This window comes from Salinicola sp. LHM (assembly GCF_034479735.1).
GTDB lineage: Bacteria > Pseudomonadota > Gammaproteobacteria > Pseudomonadales > Halomonadaceae > Salinicola > Salinicola salarius.
The window spans coordinates 2,299,381-2,324,294 of sequence record NZ_CP140261.1 but is presented as its reverse complement, the minus strand read 5'-3'; the positions used below and the strand labels follow the sequence as shown (position 1 = coordinate 2,324,294).

Below are 24,914 nucleotides of genomic sequence, written 5' to 3'. Positions count from 1 at the left end.
GCACGATGAAACTCGACACGTTGTTTCAACAGCTCGATGCGCAAGCCATTCCGCCGCTCGAACGGTGGGATCCGCCTTTCTGCGGCGAAATGGATCTGCGTATCGCGGCCAACGGCGAGTGGGTCCACGAAGGCACGCCGATCCGGCGGCCGGCGCTGGTCAACTTGCTCAGCCGCGTGCTACGGCGGGAGGCCGACGGCGACTATTACCTGGTGACGCCGGGAGAGAAGCTGCGTATCGGCGTCGAGGATCTACCGCTATGGGTCACGGATGCCGATCAGGCCGGTGCCGACTGGGTCGCGGTGACTGCCTGCGGTGACCGCGTACCGCTGGACGTGTCACACCGGCTGTCCCTGTTGGCGACGCCGGATGGCGATCTCTTGCCGGCGCTGCCCGTTCGTCACGGTTTGCAGGCGCGCCTGCATCGTAATCTGTACTACCGCTGGATCGAGCTCGCCGAGCAGCAGGGCAACGAGCTCGGGCTGTACAGTGGCGGGGCATGGCACCCGCTGGGCCGCCTCGACGACGGTGCGAGATGAGCGAGCTGTTGAACGCGGCGCTGCCCTTGGATATTACCGCCGACAGCCTGACCGACGAGCAGCGCGCCGTGGTCGGTCATCGCGAAGGGCATGCGCGGGTCGCGGCGGTAGCCGGGGCCGGCAAGACCACGACCCTGGTCAGACGGGTGCTGCATCTGCTCGCCAATGGCGAAAACCCGCGCCGCATCCTGGTGTTGATGTTCAACCGCGCGGCGCGGGACGACTTCCGGGCCAAGCTGGTGCGAGAAGCGCCCGCCGAGGTCGTCTTGCCCGAGGTGCGTACCTTCCATTCGATCGGTCACCGCCTGACCCAGAGCCTGACCCGCTGGGGCTATCTGCCGCCGCGCCAATTGCTGCAGGCCGACTGGCAGCGTGAGCGGCTGCTGCGTCAGGCAGTGATGCAGAGCCTGGAATCCGCCGATGGCGAGACCCGCGAGGCAGCGCTGGACGCGGACCGGCTCGAGGCATTCGGCCAGTTCTGCGATCTGGTCAAGGCCGAAGTGGTGGCACCCGCCGAGCTCTTCGAACGGCTCGGCTATACCGACAGCGAGCGCCACTTCATCGAGGCCTTCGACGTGGCGGAATCGCTGCTCGATGCCTCGGCTTCGATGACCTACGCGGACCTGCTCTATCGGCCGCTGCAGTGCCTGGAACGCCATGCGGAGGCGCGGCGCCGGGTCGAGGGCTTTCTGGGCCATGTCATCGTCGATGAATATCAGGACATCAACGAAGCCCAACTGCGACTGCTCAAGATCCTGGCCGGTCATCAGGCGCAGGTCATGGCCGTCGGTGATGCCAACCAGTGTATCTACGAGTGGCGGGGCGCTCGGCCCGACGCCATGCTGGCGCGCTTCGACGGCCTGTTCGGCCAGGCAAGCGAGTATCCGCTCTCCTTCACCTTCCGCCACGGCCACGCCCTGGCATTGGCCGCCAACCACGCGATTCGCAACAATCGCCAACGCTGGGATCAGCTCTGCCTGGCGGCGCCCGGCAACCCACTGACACTGCTGCGGACGGGCGTCGGTGCTGGCGCGTTGCTGGAGATGCTGCAGCGCTGGCACGCCGATGGCCGGCGCAGCGACGAAGCCTGTGTCCTGGTGCGTAGCTGGTCGCTGTCGGTCTCGGTACAGCTCCAGCTATTGCGGGCCGGCGTACCGTTTCGGCTGGCACAGGAAGAGCGCTTCGTGTTTCGGCTGCCGCTGGTGCAGGCCTTGGCGGGCTATCTTCAGCTGGCCCGTGAGCCGCAGCGGCTGCACGATCCCGGCCATCTCGTCCTGCTGTTCTCGCAGCCGACGACATTCGTCGCCCAGGAGCGCCTGCGTCGGCTGGTCGAGGAGCTCGCACGCACGCAGCAATGGCCGGCGCGCGAGGCCCCGGTCCTGGCGGGGCTCAAGCCGGGGCAGCGCCGCCATCTCAAGCGGCGCTGGCAGCTCCTCTGCGAACTGCCCAAGCTATCCGCCTGGCCGCCGGCGAAGCTGCTCGAGCATGTCGTCGATGCCATCGATGCGGAGAAAGTCCTGCGCCGCTCGGCAGCGCGGCGGGAGAAGGGGGACGATGACGTGCGTCTGCTCGACGTGCTGATCGAGCAGGCCGGCGAGCTGGCCAACGATCCCGAGGCTTTCATCGAGCTGCTGCGCAACCCGGTGGAGAACCGGCCCGATGGCGTCTTGATCAGCACGGTACACGGCGCCAAAGGGCTCGAGTGGCCGCTGGTGGCGGTATGGGGGCTCAACGAGGAGGATTTTCCCCATTACAGCCGTGACAATCCGCTGTCGCCGGAGCGCTTGGAAGAAGAGCGGCGGCTTTACTATGTCGCGATCACACGGGCGCGAGAGCGGCTGCTGCTGGTTCAGGATGGCGGCGACCATCGGCCGAGTCGCTTTCTCGACGAGACGGCGGTGGAGGATTGCCGTCGGATCGACCAGGCGATCCAGGAGCGCAGCGAGGCCGCCGTGGCGGTTCGCGAGCCGGACATGGTCGGCGCCTACCTGCAGCGTGTCGGGCTGGAGCACGTCGGACGGGGCCTCGTGCCGCGAGCCAGAGAGACGGAAGCGCCCGTCGCGGAACGCGGGGCGAAATCCGGAGCGAGCTGGCAGGTCGGTGATCGAGTGCGGCATGCCAGCTTCGGCGACGGCGAGGTACTGGTGGTCGAAGGCAACGAAGCCAATCCGGTCATCGACGTGCGTTTCGAGTCGGCCGGCCGACGTCGCCTGATCGCGGCGCGGGCGCCCCTGGCGAAACGGCATTGATCGGTCAGACTCTTTCGACCGACGATCTTTCTCGGCCACGATTTTATTCGGCCAACAGCGACTTTGCTCGATCGACGACCTTTCTCGACCGACACCTGTTTCGGCTGATAAAGCACCAAGGAGGCAATGATGAACGAATCCGTGCTCGTAACGGCAGAGGAGCTGCGGCAAAGCCTGGCTGGCGATCGACCGCCGCTGGTGCTGGATTGTCGTGCCCGCTTGGACGACGCCGCGGCAGGAAAGCGGCTTTGGCAGGAATCGCACATCCCTGGCAGTTACCACCTGGATATGGACCGGGATCTCTCGAAGCCGCCTGGCGATGGCGGTCGTCATCCGCTGCCGTCTCGTGAGGTCTTTACGACGACGATTCAACGTCTCGGCATCGAGCCGCAACGCGCTGTGGTGGTTTATGACGATAGAGGTGGGCAGCTATCGGCAGCTCGCGCCTGGTGGATGCTGGCTTGCTGGGCGGGGCATCCCGATGTGCGGGTGCTCGACGGTGGCTTGCCCGCCTGGCAGGTTGCTGGCGGCGAGCTGGCGACGGATGAGTCGATATCGCCGCTGATCAGCCGATGGCAGCCGGATTTCGACGATACGATGATCATCCCGGCACGAGATCTGCTGGAAGAGGGTGGCTTGCTGGTCGATGCCCGAGGCGAAGCTCGCTTTCGTGGCGACGAGGAACCCATCGATGCGGTTGCGGGACATATCCCCGGCGCAGTCTGTCGGCCCAGCAGCGCCAATCTCGAGGCGGATGGGCGTTTCAAATCGCCTCAGCGGCTGGCGGAAGAGTTGCCCGGGGCCGATAAGGTGACGGCATACTGCGGCTCCGGCATCTCGGCCTGCCATGATATCCTGGCCTATGCCGTGGCGGGTCTGCCGCTGCCGCGACTTTACGCGGGATCCTGGAGCGACTGGATTCGTGACCCATCGAGGCCGATCGCGACCGGCGAGTAAGCCCGGGCTTCGCTCGGGAGCTTTAAGTCACAAGCTTTGAACTGGAAGAAAAAACCGCCCCAAGTGCTTGCCGTGGGGCGGTTTGCTTATGCTGTCTTCGAGCTTCGAGCTTCGAGCTTCGAGCTTCGAGCTTCGAGCTTCGAGCTTCGAGCTTCGAGCTTCGAGCTTACATGTTGGGGTAGTTGGGTCCGCCGCCACCCTCGGGAGCTACCCAGGTGATGTTCTGGGACGGGTCCTTGATGTCGCAGGTCTTGCAGTGGATGCAGTTCTGGAAGTTGATCCGGAACTGCGGTTCTCCTCCTTCCTCGACCACTTCGTAGACGCCGACCGGGCAATAGCGCTGCGCGGGCTCGGCGTATTCCGGCAGATTTCTGGCGATGGGAATGTCCGGATCGCTCAGCTTCAGATGGCAGGGCTGGTTCTCGTCGTGGTTGGTGTTCGACAGGAACACCGAAGACGGCTTGTCGAACGATAGCTTGCCATCGGGTTTGGGGTAATCGATCGGCGTCGACTCCGCCGCCTTCTTCAATTGATGGTCCGGCGTGGTGTCATGCTGCACCGGCAGCTTGCCGCCCAGCAGCTGGTCGACGAAATTGAAGGCGCCGCCGCCCACGGTGCCGAACCGATGGATGGCCGGACCGAAGCTGCGACTGGCCTGCAGCTCCTGCCACGCCCAGCTCGACTCCCAGGCCTGGGTGAAGGCGGTAAGCTCCTGACCGCCCTCGTCGCCGGAAGCGATGGCCTCGAACACGCTCTCCGCCGCGACCAGCCCCGATTTCATCGCGGTGTGAATGCCCTTGATCTTGGCGAAATTGAGCGTGCCGGCGTCGCAGCCCAGCAGCAGGGCGCCGGGCATCGTCATCCTGGGCAGACAGTTGGCGCCCCCCTTGGTGATCGCGCGGGCACCATAGGCAACACGTTTGCCGCCTTCGAGATGGCGTTTCAGCAGCGAGTGATGCTTCATGCGCTGGAATTCGTCGAACGGCGACAGATAAGGGTTGCGGTACGCCAGGTCGACGATCAGCCCCACCATCACCTGCTGGTTGTCGCCGTGATAGAGAAACCAGCCGCCATGGCTGTCGCCGCCATGGTTCTTGTCATTCAGGGGCCAGCCGGAGCCGTGCAGCACCAGGCCGGGCTCATGCTGCTCGGCGGGCACGTCCCACAGCTCCTTGAAGCCGATGGCGTAATGTTGCGGGTCGCGGTTCGCATCGAGATCGAAGCGCGAGATCAGCTGCTTGCCGATATGGCCCCGTGCGCCTTCGCAGAACAGGGTGTACTTGGCACGCAGTTCCATGCCGGGCATGTAGTTGGCGGTCTCGCTGCCGTCGGCGGCGACGCCCATGTCGCCGGTGATGATGCCCCGCACGATGCCTTCGTCGTCGACGATCGCTTCCTGGGCGGCGAAGCCGGGAAAGATTTCGACACCCAGCCCTTCGGCCTGCTCGGCCAGCCAGCGACAGAGGTTGCCGGCGCTGATGACATAGTTCGGATTGTCGGTGCCGTTCGAGCTGGCGTGGCCAGCATTGTGCATCGACTTGGGTACCAGCGCGTTGGGCAGCTTCTGGGCCTTGTCGGCATCCTTCAGCAGATAGAGCTCGTCGCGCAGTACCGGCGTGTTCAACGGCGCGCCGCGCTCGGCCCAGTCCGGGAACAGTTCCGACAGCGCGCGCGGTTCGAACACGGCCCCGGAGAGGATGTGCGCGCCGACCTCCGAACCCTTCTCGACCACGCAGACGGAGAGCTCCCGTTCGGCCTCGTTCGCTTGCTGCATCAAACGGCACGCTGCCGACAGGCCGCTGGGGCCCGCCCCTACGATCACTACGTCGAAATCCATGGATTCACGTTCCAAACCCGATCTCCTCGCTTGCTGGCAGGATGCGTGCCGCCATGCCTGCCCGGTCCGTTCGTCGACGACTGATGGCCGCCATTTTTTATAGCCTAACGTGAGTCAGCTGCCTGATGTTATGCCAACAGGCGCTTTTCTTATGCGAAGGTGCTGCTTCGGCAGCACCCCTTTGATGCGCTATCATCGCATTTTTCGCTCGTTCCTGTCCCGATGGCGCACCAAGCTGGGGCAGGAGGGAGCGCCGAGTTGACCCGAGCTGGCGTCGGCGTGATTCTGTCTCCGCCGACGTTTTTGTTGCCCGGCATTTCCGTCACGCTGACGATCGCCATAGTTCGATCGTCGATGCCGACCAACGCCTGTGGGGTCGGTTTGTCACTAGTCTGCGAGGACACCCATGAAAGTACTCGTCGCGGTCAAACGCGTCATCGATTACAACGTCAAGATCCGGGTCAAGCCGGATCACTCCGACGTGGATCTGACCAACGTCAAGATGGCCATGAACCCCTTCTGTGAAATTGCGGTGGAAGAGGCCGTTCGTCTCAAGGAGAAGGGCGTCGCCACGGAGATCGTCGCCGTCTCGGTCGGCCCCAAGGCCGCCCAGGAACAGCTGCGCACGGCGCTGGCGCTGGGTGCGGACCGCGCCATTCACGTCGAGACCGACGAACGCGTCGAGTCGCTGGCGGTAGCCAAGCTGCTCAAGGCCGTGGTCGATGAAGAGAAGCCCGACCTGGTCATTCTCGGCAAGCAGGCGATCGATACCGACAACAACCAGACCGGCCAGATGCTGGCGGCGCTGAGCGGTATGGGGCAGGGCACCTTCGCCTCGGAGGTCGCCTTCGGCGATGGCGTCGAGGACGGCTACGTGCGCGTCACCCGCGAGATCGATGGCGGGCTGCAGAGCGTCGCGCTCAAGCTGCCCGCGGTGGTGACCACCGACCTGCGCCTGAACGAACCGCGCTACGCCAAGCTGCCGGACATCATGAAAGCCAAGAAGAAGCCGCTGGACAGCCGGACGCCGGAAGCACTCGGCGTAACCGTCTCCAGCGGGCTTGAGCTGCTCAAGGTCGAGACGCCGGCCGAGCGCAAGGGCGGGGTCAAGGTAGGCTCCGTGGACGAGCTGATCGATAAACTCAAGAACGAAGCCAAAGTGCTGTGAAAGGAGCTGATCGCATGAGTATTCTGGTTCTGGCCGAACACCATGAAGGGCGTCTCTCCGCCGGCACGGCTCATGTCGTCGGCGCCGCCCGAGCCATTGGTGGCGATATCGACATCCTGGTAGCCGGCGAGAATGTGGCGGCCATTGCCGAAGCGGCCGCCAAACTCGATGGCGTTTCCCGCGTGCGGGTGGCCGACGACGCGGCGTACGCGCATCAACTGGCCGAGCCGCTGGCGGATCTGCTGGTCCAGCTGGCCGGCGACTACAGCCACGTGCTCGCCGCGGCATCGACCGATGGCAAGAACGTGCTGCCGCGGGTCGCGGCACTCAAGGACGTCTCCCAGATCTCCGAGATCCTGAGCGTCGAGAGCGCCGATACCTTCAAGCGTCCGATCTATGCCGGCAACGCCATCGCCACGGTGCAGTCCAGCGATCCGCTCAAGGTGATCACCGTGCGCACGACGGCGTTCGACCCGGTGAGCGAAGGCGGGGCCGCGACCATCGAGTCCGTGGATGGCGTCGTCTCCAACGCGCTGTCGCGCTTCATCGGCGAAGAGCTTGCCCAGAACGAGCGCCCGGAGCTGGGTGGCGCCCGCGTTGTCATTTCCGGTGGCCGTGGCATGGGCAACGGCGACAACTTCAAGCTGCTCGAAGGCATTGCCGACAAGCTCGGCGCCGCCATCGGTGCCTCTCGCGCCGCGGTTGACGCTGGCTTCGTGCCCAACGACATGCAGGTCGGGCAGACCGGCAAGATCGTCGCCCCCGAGCTTTATATCGCCGTCGGTATCAGCGGCGCGATCCAGCACCTGGCGGGCATGAAGGACTCCAAGGTGATCGTGGCGATCAACAAGGACGACGAAGCGCCGATCTTCCAGGTGGCCGATTACGGTCTCGTCGGGGACCTGTTCGAGATTCTGCCCGAGCTGGAGCAGAAGCTGTAGACGACTCGCCCACGCGATTCCCGATCCAGAAAGCCGGTACCTGCGGGTGCCGGTTTTTTTGTGCCTCGCCGTTCAGTGGATGTCGCGGGCTGTCACTGGGGCGCCAGGTTATACGGATTGATAATTGTTCTTGTTTGTATTAGCGTATCGCGTCGAATTCAGCTTCGTTACACCGCTGGTCAGCGGTGCTTGTCACCAGCTTGTTGTTACTGCTCACTCGCAAGGAGATAGCGTGGTGCATGATTTCCTGCGGAAACGGGGAAGCGGGCGTCTGTTGGCGTCCTTCCTCGCCGCCATGAGTCTGGGCGCTGCCGGTTCGGCAGTGGCTCAGGACTCGCTCAGCCAGGCCAGCATCCAGGCCCAGCAGGCCCAGGCCGAACTTCAAAGCCGTATCGACAACGCCGACGACGCCACGCGGGAAGCGCTGCAGCGCCTGCGCCAGGCCAGTCAGCAGGCCGACCGGCTCGAGAGCTACAACGCCGAGCTGGCACCGATCGTCGACAACCAGGCCAAGCGCATCGCTTCCGAGCAGCAGGCGTTGACGCAGATCTCCGTGACCCGCGAGGGACTGCCGGGGGAGATGCGCGAGATGGTCGAACAGTTGCGCGCGATGATCGAAGCGGACATGCCGTTCCTGCGTGACGAGCGTCTGGCCCGCGTCGACGACCTGGAGCAGATGCTGTCCCGCGACGATGCCTCGCAGGCCGACAAGCTGCAGCGAATCTTTTCCGTCTGGCGTACTGAGCTCGCCTACGGGCGGGAAATGGACCAGTGGAGCGGCCCGCTCGAGGGTGCGCAATCCGACGCGGCGAGTCAGGGTAGCCAGCTCGCGCGGGAAGTCGACTATCTACGGGTCGGAAGAACGGGCTGGTACTACGTCACGCCCGACGATCGCGCTGGCGGTGTCTGGAGCGTCGCCAACGGCGAGTGGGAAGCGTTGGACGGCGATCAGATCGACGAGGTCCGTCGCGGCATTCGCATCGCACAGGATCAGAGCGCGCCGGCCTTGTTGCACCTGCCGGCATCGCTGGTCGTCGAAGACGGACAGTCAGCGACGGAGGGGCAGTCATGAGAGGGGCAGTCATGAGACGGACAGTCATGAAGCGTCATGCATGGTGGTCAGCGCTCTCTTTCATGGCGATGACGCTATTGCCCGTCGTCGCCAGTGCCCAGTCCGGCGACGCGTCGGGTAGCGGGTCGACATCGATGCAGCAGGTGCTCGAGACGTTCCGGGCCGACAGTCAGGCCGCGGAACAGCGCGATACCCAGCGGCTGGAGACGCTGCTGGAGGATCGTCAGGCGTTGCAGCAGGCGGTCGCGGAGGCTGAGCAGCGGCTTGAGGATGCCCAGGACAGGCGCGACCAGCTGGAATCGCGCCAGGCGGACCAGCAGCAACAACTGGCGGCGCTACAGCAGCAGCGCACGGAAGAGGCTGGCGATATCGGCGATATCTCCGGAATCGTCAAGCAGCAGGCCAGCGAGCTTCGGGATGCGCTGGGCGAGAGCTGGCTGACCGTCGGCGGTGATGCACGGTTGCCTCCACGGCTCGACGATCGCGGCCTGATCGACCTGCAGACGCTGGACCGGGTGCGCCAGGATCTGGCGGGCCTGATCGCGGAAAGCGGCCGGGGCGTGCGGTTCCAGGCGCCGGTTGCCGGGCCGGACGGCGACGTCGCCCGGCGCCCCGTGATCCGTCTGGGAGATACCGTCGCCTTCAGCAACGGCGATCTGCTGCAGCGAATCGGCGAAGAGGGCCGCCTTTCCGTCGTGGCGGCAACGCCGGGCGATGCTCGCCAGGCCTTGCAGGCTTTCCAGCAGGGCGAGGGCAACCAGATCGTGGTCGATCCCACCGACGGCGACGTGCTGGACGCGCTCGCCCAGCAGCCGAGCCTGTGGGAGCGGTTCCAGCAGGGCGGCTACGTCGGTTACGTGATCGTCGCGCTGGGGATCATCGGGCTGCTGGTGGCGCTGATGCAGTATGTCTACCTGCTTCGGGTCAGCGGGCGCATGCGTCGGCAGATGCGGGCGCCGGAGTCCCTCAGCGACGACAACCCGCTGGGGCGCGTACTTCAGCGCTTCGCTGCGCTGGGCCGCGATCACGCGCCGGAAGCGCTGGAGGCTCGGCTCGACGAGGCGCTGCTGGCAGAGCAGCCGCGGCTGGAGCGGGGCCAGCCGGTCGTCAAGCTGATCGCTGCCGTCGCGCCCTTGCTGGGGCTGCTGGGCACGGTGACCGGGATGATCGTCACCTTCCAGTCGATCACCGTGTTCGGCACCGGCGATCCGCAACTGATGGCCGGCGGCATCAGCCAGGCGCTGGTGACCACCGTGCTGGGCCTGATCACCGCGGTTCCGCTGCTGTTCGTCAATACCGCCTTGAGCAGCCGCAGCCGACGATTGATCGGCCTGCTGGAAGGCCGTGCCAGTGCGGTGCTCGCCGAACATCTCGAGGCCGAGACGGCCGCTGTCGCCCACGCCGAGGAGCGCCGTCATGGTGCCCACGCTTGAGCCGATCCGCTGGCTGATCGGCGCTGGCGGTGAGGTGCTGGTGGTGATCATGCTGGTGGCGATGGCGCTGTTCGCGATGTCGCTGGAACGGCTGTTCTACTGGCAGTTCACCCATCGACGTGCGCGGCGAGTGCTGATCGAAGCGTGGATCCAGCGTCGCGATCACTCGAGCTGGAGCGCGCTGACCCTGCGCGAAGTGTGGACGAGCGAACTGATCGCCCGGTTACGCCTGCCGTTGCCGTGGCTCAAGCTGCTGATCGCGGTCTGCCCGCTGCTCGGTCTGCTGGGGACGGTGACGGGCATGATCCAGGTGTTCGACAGCCTGGCTCTCACCGAGAGCAACCAGGCCCGCGCCATGGCCGACGGCGTCGCCCAGGCCACGCTGCCCACGCTGTGCGGCATGGCCGTCGCCGTGGTCGGCCTGCTTTTCGTCACTCGTCTGGAACAGATCATTCGGCGCGAGGACCAGCGGTTGCATGACCGCATGGCCCGCGCCGTGGAGGACTCTCATGCGTAGGCGCCGCTTGCGGGAAGCCAGTGACGATTCGACCGGCATCGACCTGACGCCGATGCTGGATGTCGTTTTCATCATGCTGATCTTCTTCATCGTCACCACCAGCTTCATCAAGGAGAGTGGCGTCGAAATCCAGCGGCCCGAGTCGAGCGAGGCCACGGCGCGCCAGGATACCCAGGTGCTCGTCGCCATCACCGGCGAAGGCGCGGTCTGGGTCGACGGCGAGGCGGTGGATGCCCATCGCGTCGGTGCCCGTGTCGCGCAGCTGGTTTCCGGCGATGGCAGCGTCGTGGTGCAGGCCGACAAGAACTCGACGACGGGCTTGCTGATCGAGGTCATGGATCGCATTCACCAGGCGGGCGTCGATAACGTCGCCGTGGCCGCCAACCGGGATGCCGGCTGATGCGTAGAGTGGCAGGCCTGGTCGGCGGCGCGCTGCTGGCGCTGCTGCTGTTCTATCTGTTGGCGCTGCTGGTGGCTCCGCCGGAACCGGATCGCACCCAGATCGTGACGCCGACGGCGATCTCGATGGTCGACGCGCCGGAGCAGGAGCAGGCGCAACCGACGCCGACGTCGCCGGCGTTACCGACACCGCCGAGTGCGCCACCGCCGCCCCCTGCGGCGGCGCCCGTACCAGCGGCGGAGACGCCGAGCCCGGTGGAGATTCCGGAACCGCAGACGCCGCCCATGGAGGCACCGGACGTGACGCTGGATGAATCGCTGCCCGAGCTGAGCGAGGCGCAGCCGGAGCCGCGTCCTGAACCGCAACCCGAGGCTCAGCCGGAACCGCAGCCAACGCAGGAAACCGTGGCGGAAGCGGCGCCGCGGCCGGAATCCGAGCCTGGCCCGCCGCAGTCGGAACCCGCACCGCAGCAACCGCCGCGAGGAACGCAGGCATCGCCGCGCGATGTCGGCCAGTTGCAGCCCACCAGCCGGGTCAATCCGTCCTATCCGATGCGTGCGCGCCGGCGCGGCCTGGAAGGATACGTGGAGGTGAGTTTCATCATTCAGCCTGATGGACGCGTCGATACCGACAGTCTGCGTGTGATCGACGCCGATCCCGCCAACGTGTTCGACCGTGCCGTCGAGGAGGCGGTATCACAGTGGCGATTCCCGCCGGCCGATGACGTGCGGCGGGCCACGCAGCGTATCCAGTTCCAGTTGGAGGGCTGACCGTGAGTTCAATGACGGTTCGTCGCCTGAGCAAGCGCTGTCTGTCGCTGGCGCTGGTGGGCCTGATCGGTTGCGGCGGTATCTCGCTGGCCCGGGCCGAGGGTCCGGCGCTGCGCGCGGACATGATCCAGGCGCTGCAGTCGATGCAGTCGCAGCTCGAGGCCGGCGACGACGCGGCGGTGGCTACCCGCGCTGCCGACTCGGCCTCGCGCCTCGGAGGCGGCAATGCGGCCGATCGCTGGGCGCGCGCCCTGTTCCTGCAACTGGCGGCATCGGCCAATGCTCATCAAGGAAACAAATCCCTGGCTGCGGATCAATTGGCCGAGGCAAGGCGCATCGACGATATCCCTGACGCACGCCGTCTCTCGTGGCTGCGTCAGGAAGCGCGGCTGCGCTTGAGTGGCGGCCAGACACGACAGGGCGCGGATCTGCTCACCCAATGGGTCGAGCGCAGCGGCGGAGACGACGCTTCGCGCTGGTTGCTGGTTCAGGCGCGGGCGTCGCTCGAAGAGTGGTCGGCCGCGGCCAACTCGCTCGATCGGCTGAGAGCGTCCGGCACCGAGGGCTGGAGCCAGTCGCAGCGGCAATTGGCGAGTACGGTCTACCAGCAGGCGGGACGTTTCGATGACGCCCTGACGCTGCTGGGCGACGATGCGAGCTCACCAGACGTCTGGCGCCGGGCCGCAGGGCTTGCCCAGCAAGCCGGTGATGACGGTCGTGCCGCAGCGATCTGGGAAAGCGGCTGGCGCCGAGGTGTGCTGACGTCGGATGAAGATCTGTTGCAACTGGCCAGACTGCACATTGCCGGGGGAACGCCGGCGCGTGCCGCCGAGCATCTGGGAAACTGGCTGGATAGCGGTCGGCTGGATTCCAGCAGCGCCAACCTGCGCCTGATCGCCCAGGCCTGGACGGCCGCTCGCGATCATGAAAACGCGCTGTCGGCCTGGCAGACGCTGGCCGACAAGACCGGCCGGACAGAGGATTGGCAGCAGTTGGCCGAGCTCGCTTACGGTTGGGGCGAGTGGCAGACGACACGAGACGCGCTTTCCCGTCTGCGTGAGGCAGGCGGCGAGATTTCCGGACGGGACTGGTTGTTGCAGGGCTTCGCCTCGCTGCAGCTCGGCGATCGGGAGGCGGCCCGCAATGCCTTTCAGCAGGCCAGGGCAGCGGGCGTCGAGCAGGCGCAGCAGTGGCTGGATTCGCTGGGATCGGCGTAGCGGTGGTTCGCTCACGCGATGGTCGGTTTTGGTAAGGTGGCGAATTGTGGCGTGAGCCGTTCTCCACTGACCATCACCAGTGGTCCTTGTCAGCATTTTTGTTTGTTGGTCAATAAAGCCGGGACACTGGGATTTGCCGCCGAATGACGCCTTCCAGACGGCGCTAAACGACGGTCGCCCGTGCCGGGTCTGGCGTCATGGATGACGCCAGAGGCGCGTAGGGCAGGGATGCCCTTTCGCGCCGACCCGAGCGCGGGCGATTGGCGTTTAGGGTTTCGCCGTCTGTGGCGTCAAAAAGGGGAGCGCGAGGGGCTTGCCCCTCGCATTAACGAGCAGAAGGAAAGTTGATGCTCGGTCAGTGGTAAGTTCGTCCTGCTTGAACCTGTCGCCATAGTGAACTTGTCGCCATAGGAAACGAAACTCACGCTAGCTCGAATTCACTCCACACCGGGGCGTGGTCGGATGGCCGTTCCATGGCGCGCAGGTCATAGTCGATACCCGAGCGACGCGTGGCGCGGGCCAGCGGTTCGGTGACCAGGATGTAATCGATACGCAGGCCACGCTTGGGCTCGCGATCGAAACCCTTGGAGCGATAGTCGAACCAGCTGAAATAGTCGCTGCTGTCCGGGTGGCAAAGTCGATAGCTGTCCTCGAGCCCCCACGCCTTGAGGCGCTCCAGCCATTCGCGTTCCTCGGGCTGGAAGCTGGTCTTGCCTTCGCGCAGCCAGCGCTTGCGATTGTCCTCGCCGATGCCGATGTCGATATCCGCCGGGGAGATATTGAAGTCGCCCATGATCGCGACGCGCTCCGAAGGCTGGTGCTGCGTTTCGAGAAGCGCGTTGAGACCGGCGTAGAACGCTCGCTTGTTGGGGTACTTGGTAGGGTGAGCGATGTTCTCGCCCTGAGGAAAGTAACCGTTCCACACCGTCAGCGGTTTGCCATCGTCAATGTCGAGCGTCACTCCGATCAGGCGGCGCTGCGCCTCCTCGCCATCGTCGGGCAACCCATAATGAACGGATGTCGGTGCTGCCCGGGTCAGCATCGCGACACCGTAGTGGCCTTTCTGGCCATGAAAGTGAACGTGATAGCCCATGGCTTCCACCGCGTCGCGGGGAAACTCGCTATCCTGGACCTTGGTCTCCTGCAGACCGATGACGTCCGGCGCGTGGCTCTCGATCAGCGCCTCGAGCTGGTGCAGACGAGCGCGGATGCCGTTGATATTGAAAGAGACGAGTCGCATCAATCGGAGCCCTCATCCTTCGAGGCGTCGCTATCGGTGCTGGCGGAATGCAGCGGCAGCGGCGGGGCGCTCTGACGCTGGCGCTTGCGCTCGGCCTGCAGTTTTCGCTGCTGGGTCTTCTTGTCGACGTAACGACGCGATGGAGCGACTTCATCGGGATTGTCATGGCGCCAGCGGCGATAGTCCTTGCGCTTGCCGGTACGGATCGTCACCTTGTCGGCCAGCGACCGGGTCTTTTTTCTGCGAGTCATGCGCGCAACCTGTCAGTATTCAGCGGGAAATCCAGCGATATAGCGATATGGGCATCGGCATTGGAAACTCTCGACCGCCAAGGCGGTGTTCCCGGAGCCAACGATAGCCCACATTCTAACAGGGGAAGGGGGCTCTGCCATCGGCTAGCCGCGACGTTGAACCACTGGGCTCGCGACGTTGGACCACTGGGCTCGCGACGTTGGACCACTGGGCTCGCGACGTTAGCGGGCCAGAACTGGTACAATGTGTTCGGCTCGCGCCGGGCCTGGCCCCGGCGAAGTCGATCATCGTCGCGTCGAGGGTTCGTCCTTGAAGGCGTGAATGCCGGCCCGCCGCGCCGTAGATGGCGCCGCCGAGCAGGACGCCAGCCGTCGCGAGTCAAACCGTCAATCGATTTCGGACATTCGTCATAACTATGAGTGAGTCTGACAACACCCAGCCCCCGGCACAGAACCGCAGACCCAAGCGGCGTCGGCGCAAGCCACGTAAATCGCAGTCGCGGAACACTTCCAACTGGTCGCTGAAACAGTTTCAGGTCGAGCCCGTTGCCGGACGCTGGCGGTTTCATGATTTCGACCTGCCGACATCATTGATGCGCGCGATCCAGGCAGAAGGTTTCGAATACTGCACGCCGATCCAGGCCGAAGCGCTGAAGCATACGTTGCTCGGCGGCGACGTGGTCGGCAAGGCACAGACCGGCACCGGCAAGACTGCGGCTTTCCTGATCTCGATGCTGGCCTATTTCCTGGAAGAAGAAGCGCCGGATGGCCAGAAGCCGGGAACGCCGCGGGCGCTGATCATCGCGCCTACCCGCGAACTGGCGCTGCAGATCGAGAAGGACGCCAAGGCACTGGCCCGTTTCACGTCATTGCATGTGGCAAGCGTCGTCGGCGGCATGGACTACCAGAAGCAGCGGGATCAGCTGAGCAAGAACCTGGACATTCTGGTGGCCACGCCGGGGCGTCTGCTCGATTTCCAGCAGAAGCGCGACATCGATCTCTCCCAGGTCGAGGTGCTGGTGCTGGACGAAGCCGATCGTATGCTGTCGATGGGCTTCATTCCGGACGTCAAGCGCATCATCCGCTATACGCCCAAGCGCGAGGAACGCCAGACCTTCCTGTTCTCGGCGACCTTCACGCCGGATATCCTCAACCTCTCCGAGCAGTGGACCCAGAATCCGGCCCACGTCGAGATCGAGGTGACCACCGACAACGCGGCCAATATCGACCAGCGTGTCTATCTGGTCAGCGACAGCGAGAAGCGCAAGCTGCTGTTCAATCTGGTCAGCCAGGAAGCGATGGAGCGGGTGATCGTGTTCGGCAACCGTCGCGATCTGGTACGCGAACTGGACCAGATGCTGCGCGACCAGGGCGTCAACGCGGCGATGCTCTCGGGCGACGTGCCGCAGAGCCAGCGAATCAAGACGCTGGAGCGTTTCCGGGAAGGCGAAGTGACCGTGCTGGTGGCGACCGATGTTGCCGGTCGTGGCATCCATATCGAGGATGTCAGCCACGTCATCAACTTCACGCTGCCGGAAGATCCTGAAGACTACGTCCATCGTATCGGGCGGACCGGCCGTGCGGGCGCGAAGGGTGTGTCGATCAGTTTCGTCGGCGAAGAGGATGCCTTCTCGCTGCCGGAGATCGAGAACTACATCAACGGCAAGCTGCCCTGCGAGCATCCGCCCGAGTCCATGATGTCGTGAGCCGATGCTTTCCTGAGCGGCTGACAACGTCAACGGTTCGGCTCTCTCGATCGTCCACCGTCGGTGGGCGATCTGTTTCTGACCTTCCTTCCCCGGAATGCGCATGCTCGACGAACCCCTCAAGCAAGAGATCCAGGAGGCTTACCGGCGCGTGCTCGAAGGGTTGGAGCTCACCCCGCGTTACGGTCAGCGTCTGATGATTGCGGAGATCGCGCGCACGCTGGCGTCGATCGAGCGAGATGATCAGGGTCGACGGACGTCCAACGAGCACGTCTGTGTTCTGGAAGCGGGTACCGGTACCGGTAAAACCCTTGCGTATCTATTGGCGGCGTTACCCGTCGCCAAGGCGCGCGGCAAGCGGTTGGTCATCGCCACTGCCACGGTGGCACTGCAAGAGCAGGTATTGAATCAGGACCTGCCGATGCTCAAGGCGCACAGCGGGCTCGATTTCGAATACGCGCTGGCCAAGGGTCGGGGGCGTTACCTGTGCGTGGCCAAGCTGGATCAGGCGCTGGAAGGCGCCGAGCCCAACCCGACGCTGTCGCTGTTCGAGCAGACCATCGCCACGGACGCCGGCGGTGACTTCCCGCAGCTGATCCAGGAGATGGCCGATACCTATGCCTCCGGCAACTGGGAAGGGGATCGGGATAGCTGGCCGGTCGCCATTGATGATCGCGACTGGCGACGGCTGACCGTGGATCATCGTCAGTGCACCAATCGGCGCTGCGGCCATTTCGGCGCCTGTGCCTATTTCCGCTCGCGCCGGCATCTCGAGCAGGCCGACATCATCGTCGCCAATCACGATCTGGTGCTGGCGGACCTCGCGCTGGGCGGAGGCATGGTGCTTCCGTCGCCCAAGGACTGTATCTACGTCTTCGACGAGGGGCATCACCTGCCGGACAAGGCGCTGGATCATTTCTATCATCGCTTCGGAATCAACGGCACGTTGCGCTGGCTGCGGACGTTGAAGAAGTCGCTGACGGAGTTGAACACCGCGCTCGGCGCCCAGCCGACACTCGGCCGCTTGCTGGCGACTTTTCCCGAACGCATCGCGGCGCTGGAGCCAAGGCTCGGCGACGCCTACGCCATGGGACATCAGATTGCCGGACTCGGCTCCGGGGCGGGCGAGGAGACGCAGCATTTCCGCTTCCCCAATGGCCGGGCGCCGGAGCCGCTGGTCGATCTGGCCCAGCAGCTGGTCATTCCGTTCGCCGAGCTATCGCGCGATCTGGAAACGATGAGCGATATCCTTCGCGAGAGTCTCGACCCGGACAAATCCACCGGTCTCCCGCGGGAGCAGGCGGAACCGTGGCTGCCGCTGACGGCGCTGCTCCACGGCCGCGCGCTGGAAGCGCATGCACTATGGTCCGCCATGGCCAAGCCGGACCCGGCGGGGCAGGCACCGCAAGCGCGGTGGTTGACGTTCCAGAACTTCGGTGGCGAGCCGGAGCTGACCTTTTCGGCCAGCCCGGTATCGGCGGCGGAGACGCTGGCCCGACATCTCTGGGGAACCTGCTACGGGGCGGTGGTGACCTCGGCGACGCTGACGGCGCTCAATCGTTTCGAGCGGCTGCAGGAGCGGGCCGGCCTGGCCAACCGCTATCGCTACCAGCGCCTGCCGAGCCCTTTCGACTATTCCCGAGCCATCCTCAGTGTGCCGCGGGAAGCGGTCGAGCCCGGCGACGCCAAGGCGCACGACCGTTCCATCGTCGAGTTCATCGAAGGGTTGGAAGACGACGAAGCCGTGCTGGTGCTGTTCTCCTCCCGCAAACAACTGCGCAGTGTGGCCGATGCGTTGCCGGAACCCTGGGCGTCGCGCCTGCTGTCACAGGATCGGCTGCCCAAGCGCGAACTGCTGGAGCGCCATCGCGCTGCGGTCGATGCCGACAGCGGCAGCTTGATCTTCGGGCTGGCGAGTTTCGCCGAGGGGATCGATCTTCCCGGTCGCTACCTGACCCACGTGGTGATTACCCGGCTGCCGTTTTCGGTGCCGGACGATCCGGTCGGCGCCACGCTCGCCGAGTGGATCGAGAGCCAGGGCGGCAACCCGTTCATGCGGATATCGGTGCCGGACGCGTCGATCAAGCTGGTGCAGGCGTGCGGGCGGCTGATCCGCAAGGAGAACGACAGCGGCCGCATCTCGCTGCTGGACCGGCGTGTGCTGACCCGGCGCTACGGCAAGGCGCTGCTGGACGCGCTGCCGCCGTTTCGGCGCCAGATCGAAGGGGGGGAAGCGGGCGAGCCGGCCAGGAACTGACGCGGGCCGCGTTGCCGCTGCCAACGAAAACGCCCGGTGCCGTGGATGCGGCACCGGGCGTTCTGCTTGAACGGTCGTCGTCCCGGGATCAGTCGTCGGAACGCTGACGCGACTGGAGCACGGGCTTCAATTGCTCGGCCATCTGGACAAGCGTGCGCTCGGTAGTCGGCCAGTCGATGCAGGCATCGGTGATCGAGACGCCGTATTCGAGCTGACTGCGGTCTTCGGGAATCTTCTGGCTGCCCCAGCCGATGTTCGATTCGATCATCAGGCCGATGATCGAGCGGTTGCCGTCGAGGATCTGGTGCGTCACATTCTCCATGACCAGCGGCTGCAGCGCCGGGTCCTTGTTGGAGTTGGCGTGGGAACAGTCGACCATCAGGTTGGCTTTCAGCCCCGCCTTGTGCAGTTCCTGCTCGGCCAGGGTGACGCTGACACTGTCGTAGTTGGGCTTGCCGTTGCCGCCCCGCAGGACGACGTGGCCGTAGGCGTTGCCCCGAGTCCGGATCACCGCGACCTGGCCCGCCTGGTCGATACCCAGGAAATTGTGCGGGCTGGCGACCGACTGCAATGCATTGACCGCCACGTCCAGGCTGCCGTCGGTGCCGTTCTTGAAGCCGACCGGGCCGGAAAGACCGGAAGCCATTTCACGGTGGGTCTGGGATTCGGTGGTACGAGCCCCTACCGCGGACCAGCTGATGCAGTCCTGCAGATATTGCGGCGAAATCGGATCGAGCGCCTCGGTGGCCAGCGGCAGGCCGATTTCCGCCAGATCCACCAGCAGCCGGCGAGCGATATGCAAGCCTTCCTCGATCTCGAACGAGTCGTTCAGGTGCGGATCGTTGATCAGGCCCTTCCAGCCGACCGTGGTACGCGGCTTCTCGAAGTAGACACGCATCACGATATACAGACTGTCGCTGACGGCATCGGCGAGCTTGCGAAGGCGCCTGGCGTAGTCGCGTGCGGCTTCCGGATCGTGAATCGAGCACGGGCCGATGACCACGAGCAGGCGAGGATCCTCGCGATCGAGAATGCGCTGGATGGTCTGGCGTCCTTCGATGACCGTGCGCTCGGCGGATTCCGAAAGCGGAATGTTCTGTTTCAACGCTTCCGGGGTAATCAGGACATCCTGGGAAAGAACGTTGAGATTGTTGACCTGCTGTTCCGACATGCTGGGGCCCGTTGACTCTGATAGTGACTGCGCGTGGAGCGCGTACTATGGGGGCTGCAAGGTGCAAAAATCAACTTTCCGGCCCGGTTGTGCCCTGCATACCGGGGAAATCGGCGCCGAGGCGCGACTTGATGAGGCGGGCTAAAACAGGAACACTGGCCGGCTTCGCGTGCTAATCCATCGTTTCTGTTATAACTTGCACGCCTGTCATTGAATCGTGAGCTCAAAGGGCTCCAGGTGGGATCATGAGCGTATTATCTCCTAGTCACCACACTCGTCATCGCTGTGTCATTTCCCTGCTCCAGGTCCTGCAGCTTCCGGTGCCCAGTCGTACGGGGAGGCGTTGAATGGGTGTCCGAGAGACCGATCAGCAACTCGTCGAACGCGCCCAGAAAGGGGACACCCGAGCTTTTGATCTTTTGGTCAAGAAGTATCAGCACAAGATTCTCGGTCTGATCAGCCGCTATGTTCAGGACCATTCCGAAGTTCAGGACGTTGCCCAGGAAGCCTTCATCAAGGCGTATCGTGCCCTGGGCAGCTTTCGTGCCGAAAGCGCCTTCTATACCTGGATGTATCGCATCGCCATCAACACGGCGAAGAACTATCTGGTATCGCGGGGGCGTCGTCCTCCCGGTAGCGATCTGGATATCAGCGATGCCGAGATCGTCGACCAGAGCGGGCGTCTGTCGGATATCGAATCGCCGGAGGCGGCGATCGCCCGCGATCAACTGGAAGCGGCCGTGTTCGAAGCGATCGAACAGCTGCCGGACGATCTGCGCACCGCGATCACGCTGCGTGAATTCGACGGGCTTTCCTATGAGGATATCGCCACGATCATGGAGTGCCCGGTGGGAACTGTCCGATCGCGGATCTTCCGGGCGCGCGAGGCAGTCGACAAGCATATCGAACCGTTGCTGGAGCACGGTGGGCGAGACGCGATCAACGACGCTTGAGCGATGCAGGGCCATCGGATCCGGGCGCTGACGGCGGATCGAATCGAGAAAGATGAATCGAAAATGAACTGTCATCGATTTCTGTCGTCATAGTGGGGCAGGTAATAGCCAAGCCGTCGTCGGCTGGAGACAATCCGGCGACGACGGGCCGGTGACGCAGGTAGCGGGCAAGGGCATTGCGGCCTTCGAGGATCGCAATGGCATGCCCCCAGATGTCGCCCTGAGTGTCGCCGTCATTCAACACGTGGCAAGCCGCAAGGCGAGTGTGAGGGTGTGACTATGAAGCAGGTACACGAATCGTTCTCCGCATTGATGGATAACGAGGCCGATGAATTCGATCTGAGGCGAGCGCTCAAGACGCTGGGCACGTCGCCGCAGGAATCCGATACCTGGCGTCGATATCACCTGGCCCGCAGCATGATGCGGCGCGAGCGGGATGCGATCGTCGATATCGATATCTCCGGCGACGTGATGGCGGCGCTGGCGGACGAACCCCGGCCCGTCGCTGAACCGGCCAGCGAGCCGGTCAGGCGCCACTCGTTTTCCATGATGGGCGGCGCTGCCGTGGCGGCGGCGGTATCGCTCATGGTGATTACCGGCGTTCAGGTCTACAACGGCCGCTTCGGTGGCGACACCACCACGTCCTCGGATGTGGCGGCCGCCACGGGTACTTCTGCGGTCAATGAAAGTGCCCGTGCCTCGCTGGCCTCCGGAAGCGTTGCCGACGATCAGAGCGGGGCGATGCAGGCTTCCATGCAGGCGCCGGTCTCCAGCGGGCTGCCCTATTCGCTGGGCAGCGGCAGCTTTGGCGGCGGAAGTCTCGGCGCTGGCAATAACAGCGGCCTGATGACGGTCGGCGAGCAGGTGATGCAGCCGATGTTCCTGTCGCCGAGCACGCGCCAGTCCCCCAACGTCGATATGGAGCAGGCGCAGACGCTGCAATCCTATCTGGAGCGTCACTCCGTCGGGGCTGCCTACAGCACTGGCGACAACTGGATGCCATTGCTGCGCACGCCGGGCGCATTGTCCGCTCAGGTCGACGGTGTCGGAGCCACGGAAGCGCGTTGATGTTTCGGTTTTCTCCCCGGGCCTCCCTGGCTGCGATACTTCCTCTGCTTGCGGTTTCCGGTACCGCTCAGGCTCAAGCGTCCGCCGACGAGCGGGCGGTGCCGGAGACTTTCGATTGTCGCGACCTGGCCGCGGCGAGCGATAGCGATATCTCCCCCGAGGCGCTGTTTCAACGCAGTCTCTGGGCCAGCCACTGCTATAACTTCAGTGCACGGGCCGTGCGTATCAGTTTCGATGGCGTCAGGACCCTGGCGCTGACGCATAGCGTGCAGCAGGGGGTGGAGACCGAGGCCGCGAGATTTCTGGATGGCCCGCCCGTCGCTGTGGAAAAGCGGGGTAGCGTGAGCCAGGATGCCGCGGGCCAGGGAATGCTGGATTTCACTGCCGGTCTCGCGCCTGGCGCCTTGACCCGGCAGATCGCCGGGCATTACGACCTCCAGCCGATGGAAATCGAGCGAATTGCCGGACGCGCGGCATGGCGTCTCGACATCGAGCCGCAGGACGAGCTCCGCTACGGTTACCGTCTCTGGCTGGATCGCGAGACATCGCTGCCGCTCAAGCGTGAAATGATCGGTATCGATGGCCAGATTCTCGAAACCTTTCAGATAACCGATCTGCGTGCCCCCACGCTTTATCCTGATACGCTCCGTCTCGGCCCTGGCCAGTCACCGGCGAATTCTCCGTGGCACGCGCAGTGGCTGCCTGCCGGATTTACCTCCCAGCCGATCCCGCCTGATAGCCCTGATCAGAGCGCACGGATAGAGCACCAGCTCTACAGCGACGGTTTGACCAGCATCAGCTTGTTCGTCGAACCCATTACCAGTAACCGGCGTTCCTTGTTGCCCGGCATGCATCGACTGGGTATCTCCTATGCAGCGGTTCGTCATGTGAATCATGAGGGCCGGCCCATGCAGATACTGGTATTGGGCGAGGCACCGGCCGAGGTTCTGGCACGTATCGCTGCGCGAGTGACCTGGCACGAAGGCGATGTCGGACCGTCCGCCGATATCTCCGGAGCTCGGGACGAGCCTGAAGCGAGTGCTCCCGCCGCCGGTTCCTAGGGACTGTTGACGTTTCATGCACGGCCGCGCCGGAGCCAGTTTTTGTGCGGGGCAAGGCGTGAGGAGCGTAGTTTGGTCGTTCCAAATGAACGACGAATAACGCAGCACCGTGAAAAAACTGGCCCGGCCCTTCTGGTTGCGCGGCAAATGGCGCCATGCGGCGTTGCGGGATTGGAAAAGGGGACCACCCTTCTCTGCATCCCGCGCCTGGCCTGGCGCCATTTGGCGCAGCAACGCGGTTCGCGCTGAAACGTCAACAGCCCCTAGTCTTTCGCCTTTTCTCTTTGGTCAGTTCTTCAGCCAGTTTTGCAGTCAGTCGGTGACGGGGGCTTTTCGCTCTTCAGCGCAAAGAAACTTTACATCCCGTTGAACTCTTGGCGTATTTTCGCATCAATGAAAGTGGTCGCCGTGCCTTGACCGGGCGCGGCGACGATTCGATGGCGTGAGGTTCGTTATCGCCGATTTATCCCTTATGAACATCGATCTATCTACGTGCGACTCGCCAGAGTCTTCATCGAATGTTTAGGAGTGTTTAATGGAACGCATGACAAGATGGTTTGCTCCCTGGCTATTGATGGCCGTCACGTTGCTATCTTTCCAGACGGCGCAGGCCCGCGATTTGCCGGACTTCACCGGATTGGTCAAGCAGGCCGCTCCCGGCGTGGTCAACATCGCCACCACCAGTAGCGTCAGTGCGCCCAATGGGCCCTATGGTCAGCAAGACGTCCCCGAGATATTCCGCCGGTTCTTCGGTGATCAGATGCCACCGATGCCTGGCGCGCCGCAGGGCGAGGAAGAGCGCAAGTCACTGGGCTCCGGGTTCGTCATCCGCAAGGATGGTTACATCCTGACCAACGCCCATGTGGTCAAGGATGCCGACGAGATCATGGTGCGTCTCAACGATCGGCGGGAGCTGCCGGCCAAGCTGGTGGGCGCCGATGCGCGAACCGACGTCGCCTTGCTCAAGGTCGATGCCGACGATCTTCCCACGCTCAAGATCGGCGACTCCGATGACCTCGAAGCCGGCGAATGGGTCGCCGCCATCGGTTCTCCGTTCGGTTTCGATCATTCGGTAACGGCCGGCATCGTCAGCGCGATCAACCGCACACTGCCGAGCGAGACCTACGTACCCTTCATCCAGACCGATGTGGCGATCAACCCGGGTAACTCCGGTGGCCCCTTGTTCAACCTCGACGGTGAAGTCGTGGGGATCAATTCGCAGATCTACACGCGTAGCGGTGGTTTCATGGGGCTGTCGTTCGCCGTGCCGATCAGCGTTGCCATGAACGTTGCCGATCAGCTGCGCACCGAAGGTCATGTGAGCCGCGGCTGGCTGGGCGTGGTGATTCAGCCGGTATCCAAGGATCTTGCCGAATCGTTCGGGCTCGATGGCACCGAGGGAGCACTGGTTTCCGATGTCAGCGATGACAGCCCGGCACAGAAGGCGGGTCTGAAGGCCGGTGATGTCATTCTGAGCGCCGATGGGGCCGATATCGATGACTCCACGACCCTGCCGCGTCTGATTGGCCAAGTGGCGCCGGGAGACGAGGTCACTCTGCAGGTCATGCGCGACGGTGACCAGCGCAAGATCGACGTGACCGTGGGTGATTGGCCGGAGCAGATGGCGGACGATGGCTCGCCGTCCAGCGGATCTACCAATGACCAGAGCAAGCTGGGAATCGCGATCAGCGATATCAGCGATCAGGAGAAGCAACAGCTGGACATCGACAATGGCGCCCTGGTGCGTCGCGTCGACCCGCGTGGCGCGGCGGCGGCGGCCGGCATTCAGCCTGGTGACGTCATCGTCAGTTTCGATCAGAAAGCGGTCGACAGCGCCGATCAATTGATCGATGCGGTCAAGCAGGCCGACGGCGATCGTGCCATTCCGGTGCGTATCGTCCGGGATGGAACTTCGCTGTTCGTAGCGTTGCGCTTGAAGGCCGGCGACTGAGTCGCGCCGGACGACGACAGGTCCGGGCCAAGCCCGTCACACAGCCTCGCTTTGCGAGGCTGTGTGCGTTCCGGTTGTCGCTGTCTTTGCCACGGCCATGTCGGTACAATGCGCCAAATTCGTAATCAACCGCGCGACTGGAAAACAACGGTGTCT

22 protein-coding genes are annotated in these 24,914 nt (G+C 64.2%); 17 read left to right on the top strand and 5 right to left on the bottom strand.

Translation table 11 applies throughout. From position 1 onward, the window contains the following. Positions 1–5: 5 nt before the first annotated feature. From R5R73_RS10785 to R5R73_RS10775, 3 genes are all read left to right on the top strand, one after another. Positions 6–539 carry a DUF1285 domain-containing protein gene (locus R5R73_RS10785; protein WP_071233045.1) on the top strand — a complete coding sequence of 178 codons (534 nt, stop codon included), beginning with the start codon at positions 6–8 and terminating at the stop codon, positions 537–539. Further along, a complete protein-coding gene (locus R5R73_RS10780; protein WP_322527505.1) occupies positions 536–2,788 on the top strand; it encodes an ATP-dependent helicase in 2,253 nt (750 codons plus the stop codon). The genes R5R73_RS10785 and R5R73_RS10780 overlap by 4 nt, the downstream gene beginning before the upstream one ends. A 129-nt stretch (positions 2,789–2,917) precedes the next feature. Next, a complete protein-coding gene (locus R5R73_RS10775) occupies positions 2,918–3,745 on the top strand; it encodes a sulfurtransferase (RefSeq protein WP_110630825.1) in 828 nt (275 codons plus the stop codon). A gap of 166 nt (positions 3,746–3,911) precedes the next feature. On the opposite strand, the gene R5R73_RS10770 is transcribed toward R5R73_RS10775, so the two are convergent. Continuing rightward, positions 3,912–5,582, bottom strand: a complete 1,671-nt coding sequence (locus R5R73_RS10770; protein ID WP_322529584.1) for an electron transfer flavoprotein-ubiquinone oxidoreductase — start codon at positions 5,580–5,582, stop codon at positions 3,912–3,914. Positions 5,583–5,988: 406 nt separating this feature from the next. On the opposite strand from R5R73_RS10770, the gene R5R73_RS10765 reads away from it, so the two are divergent. The 8 genes from R5R73_RS10765 (at position 5,989) to R5R73_RS10730 (ending at position 13,100) form a co-directional block, all read left to right on the top strand. Continuing rightward, on the top strand, positions 5,989–6,750 hold the full coding sequence (locus tag R5R73_RS10765) for an electron transfer flavoprotein subunit beta/FixA family protein (protein ID WP_071233041.1): 762 nt from the start codon (positions 5,989–5,991) through the stop codon (positions 6,748–6,750). Positions 6,751–6,764: 14 nt separating this feature from the next. Next, positions 6,765–7,691, top strand: coding sequence for an electron transfer flavoprotein subunit alpha/FixB family protein (locus R5R73_RS10760; protein WP_322527504.1), 927 nt, complete (start codon positions 6,765–6,767; stop codon positions 7,689–7,691). A 232-nt stretch (positions 7,692–7,923) separates the two neighbouring features. Next, positions 7,924–8,763, top strand: coding sequence for a DUF3450 domain-containing protein (locus tag R5R73_RS10755; protein WP_322527503.1), 840 nt, complete (start codon positions 7,924–7,926; stop codon positions 8,761–8,763). 26 nt (positions 8,764–8,789) lie between these two features. Next, positions 8,790–10,196 (top strand): MotA/TolQ/ExbB proton channel family protein, encoded by a 1,407-nt coding sequence (locus tag R5R73_RS10750; protein ID WP_322527502.1) that lies wholly within the window; start codon positions 8,790–8,792, stop codon positions 10,194–10,196. Beyond that, on the top strand, positions 10,180–10,713 hold the full coding sequence (locus R5R73_RS10745; protein WP_276231557.1) for a MotA/TolQ/ExbB proton channel family protein: 534 nt from the start codon (positions 10,180–10,182) through the stop codon (positions 10,711–10,713). Before R5R73_RS10750 ends, R5R73_RS10745 begins: the two co-directional genes overlap by 17 nt. Then, entirely contained in the window at positions 10,706–11,113 is a 408-nt protein-coding gene (locus tag R5R73_RS10740) for an ExbD/TolR family protein (protein ID WP_071233036.1), read from the top strand. The genes R5R73_RS10745 and R5R73_RS10740 overlap by 8 nt, the downstream gene beginning before the upstream one ends. Continuing rightward, complete coding sequence (locus R5R73_RS10735; RefSeq protein WP_322527501.1) at positions 11,113–11,883, top strand: TonB family protein; 771 nt, start codon at positions 11,113–11,115, stop codon at positions 11,881–11,883. Before R5R73_RS10740 ends, R5R73_RS10735 begins: the two co-directional genes overlap by 1 nt. Before the next feature lie 11 nt (positions 11,884–11,894). Continuing rightward, positions 11,895–13,100, top strand: coding sequence for a hypothetical protein (locus R5R73_RS10730; RefSeq protein ID WP_322529583.1), 1,206 nt, complete (start codon positions 11,895–11,897; stop codon positions 13,098–13,100). Positions 13,101–13,521: 421 nt separating this feature from the next. Here the strand turns inward: R5R73_RS10730 and xthA are convergent, their stop codons facing one another. Together xthA and R5R73_RS10720 are read right to left on the bottom strand one after the other, a co-directional pair. Continuing rightward, a complete protein-coding gene (gene xthA, locus R5R73_RS10725; RefSeq protein WP_322527500.1) occupies positions 13,522–14,340 on the bottom strand; it encodes an exodeoxyribonuclease III in 819 nt (272 codons plus the stop codon). Beyond that, on the bottom strand, positions 14,340–14,591 hold the full coding sequence (locus R5R73_RS10720) for a hypothetical protein (RefSeq protein WP_276231555.1): 252 nt from the start codon (positions 14,589–14,591) through the stop codon (positions 14,340–14,342). The genes xthA and R5R73_RS10720 overlap by 1 nt, the downstream gene beginning before the upstream one ends. Positions 14,592–15,007: 416 nt before the next feature. On the opposite strand from R5R73_RS10720, the gene rhlB reads away from it, so the two are divergent. Next, positions 15,008–16,297, top strand: a complete 1,290-nt coding sequence (gene rhlB / locus R5R73_RS10715; protein WP_303853565.1) for an ATP-dependent RNA helicase RhlB — start codon at positions 15,008–15,010, stop codon at positions 16,295–16,297. Between the two features lie 103 nt (positions 16,298–16,400). Then, on the top strand, positions 16,401–18,554 hold the full coding sequence (dinG, locus tag R5R73_RS10710) for an ATP-dependent DNA helicase DinG (protein ID WP_322527499.1): 2,154 nt from the start codon (positions 16,401–16,403) through the stop codon (positions 18,552–18,554). Between the two features lie 88 nt (positions 18,555–18,642). Here the strand turns inward: dinG and R5R73_RS10705 are convergent, their stop codons facing one another. Next, the gene (locus R5R73_RS10705) at positions 18,643–19,725 is read right to left on the bottom strand and encodes a 3-deoxy-7-phosphoheptulonate synthase (RefSeq protein ID WP_110632479.1); all 1,083 of its coding nucleotides are present in this window, start codon (positions 19,723–19,725) and stop codon (positions 18,643–18,645) included. Between the two features lie 347 nt (positions 19,726–20,072). Between R5R73_RS10705 and rpoE the strand changes: the two genes are divergently transcribed. Then, the gene (gene rpoE, locus R5R73_RS10700; RefSeq protein ID WP_071233026.1) at positions 20,073–20,678 is read left to right on the top strand and encodes an RNA polymerase sigma factor RpoE; all 606 of its coding nucleotides are present in this window, start codon (positions 20,073–20,075) and stop codon (positions 20,676–20,678) included. Here rpoE and R5R73_RS10695 read toward each other — a convergent pair. Continuing rightward, entirely contained in the window at positions 20,665–20,922 is a 258-nt protein-coding gene (locus tag R5R73_RS10695) for a hypothetical protein (RefSeq protein WP_139284362.1), read from the bottom strand. The genes rpoE and R5R73_RS10695 overlap by 14 nt on opposite strands. A 35-nt stretch (positions 20,923–20,957) precedes the next feature. Here R5R73_RS10695 and R5R73_RS10690 point away from each other — a divergent pair, with 35 nt between their 5' ends. The 3 genes from R5R73_RS10690 to R5R73_RS10680 all read left to right on the top strand — a co-directional run bounded on the left by R5R73_RS10690 (position 20,958) and on the right by R5R73_RS10680 (position 24,758). After that, positions 20,958–21,746, top strand: coding sequence for a sigma-E factor negative regulatory protein (locus R5R73_RS10690; RefSeq protein WP_322527498.1), 789 nt, complete (start codon positions 20,958–20,960; stop codon positions 21,744–21,746). Beyond that, complete coding sequence (locus R5R73_RS10685) at positions 21,746–22,807, top strand: MucB/RseB C-terminal domain-containing protein (protein WP_322527497.1); 1,062 nt, start codon at positions 21,746–21,748, stop codon at positions 22,805–22,807. The genes R5R73_RS10690 and R5R73_RS10685 overlap by 1 nt, the downstream gene beginning before the upstream one ends. A gap of 535 nt (positions 22,808–23,342) precedes the next feature. Continuing rightward, entirely contained in the window at positions 23,343–24,758 is a 1,416-nt protein-coding gene (locus R5R73_RS10680) for a DegQ family serine endoprotease (protein WP_322527496.1), read from the top strand. Positions 24,759–24,914: the final 156 nt, after the last annotated feature.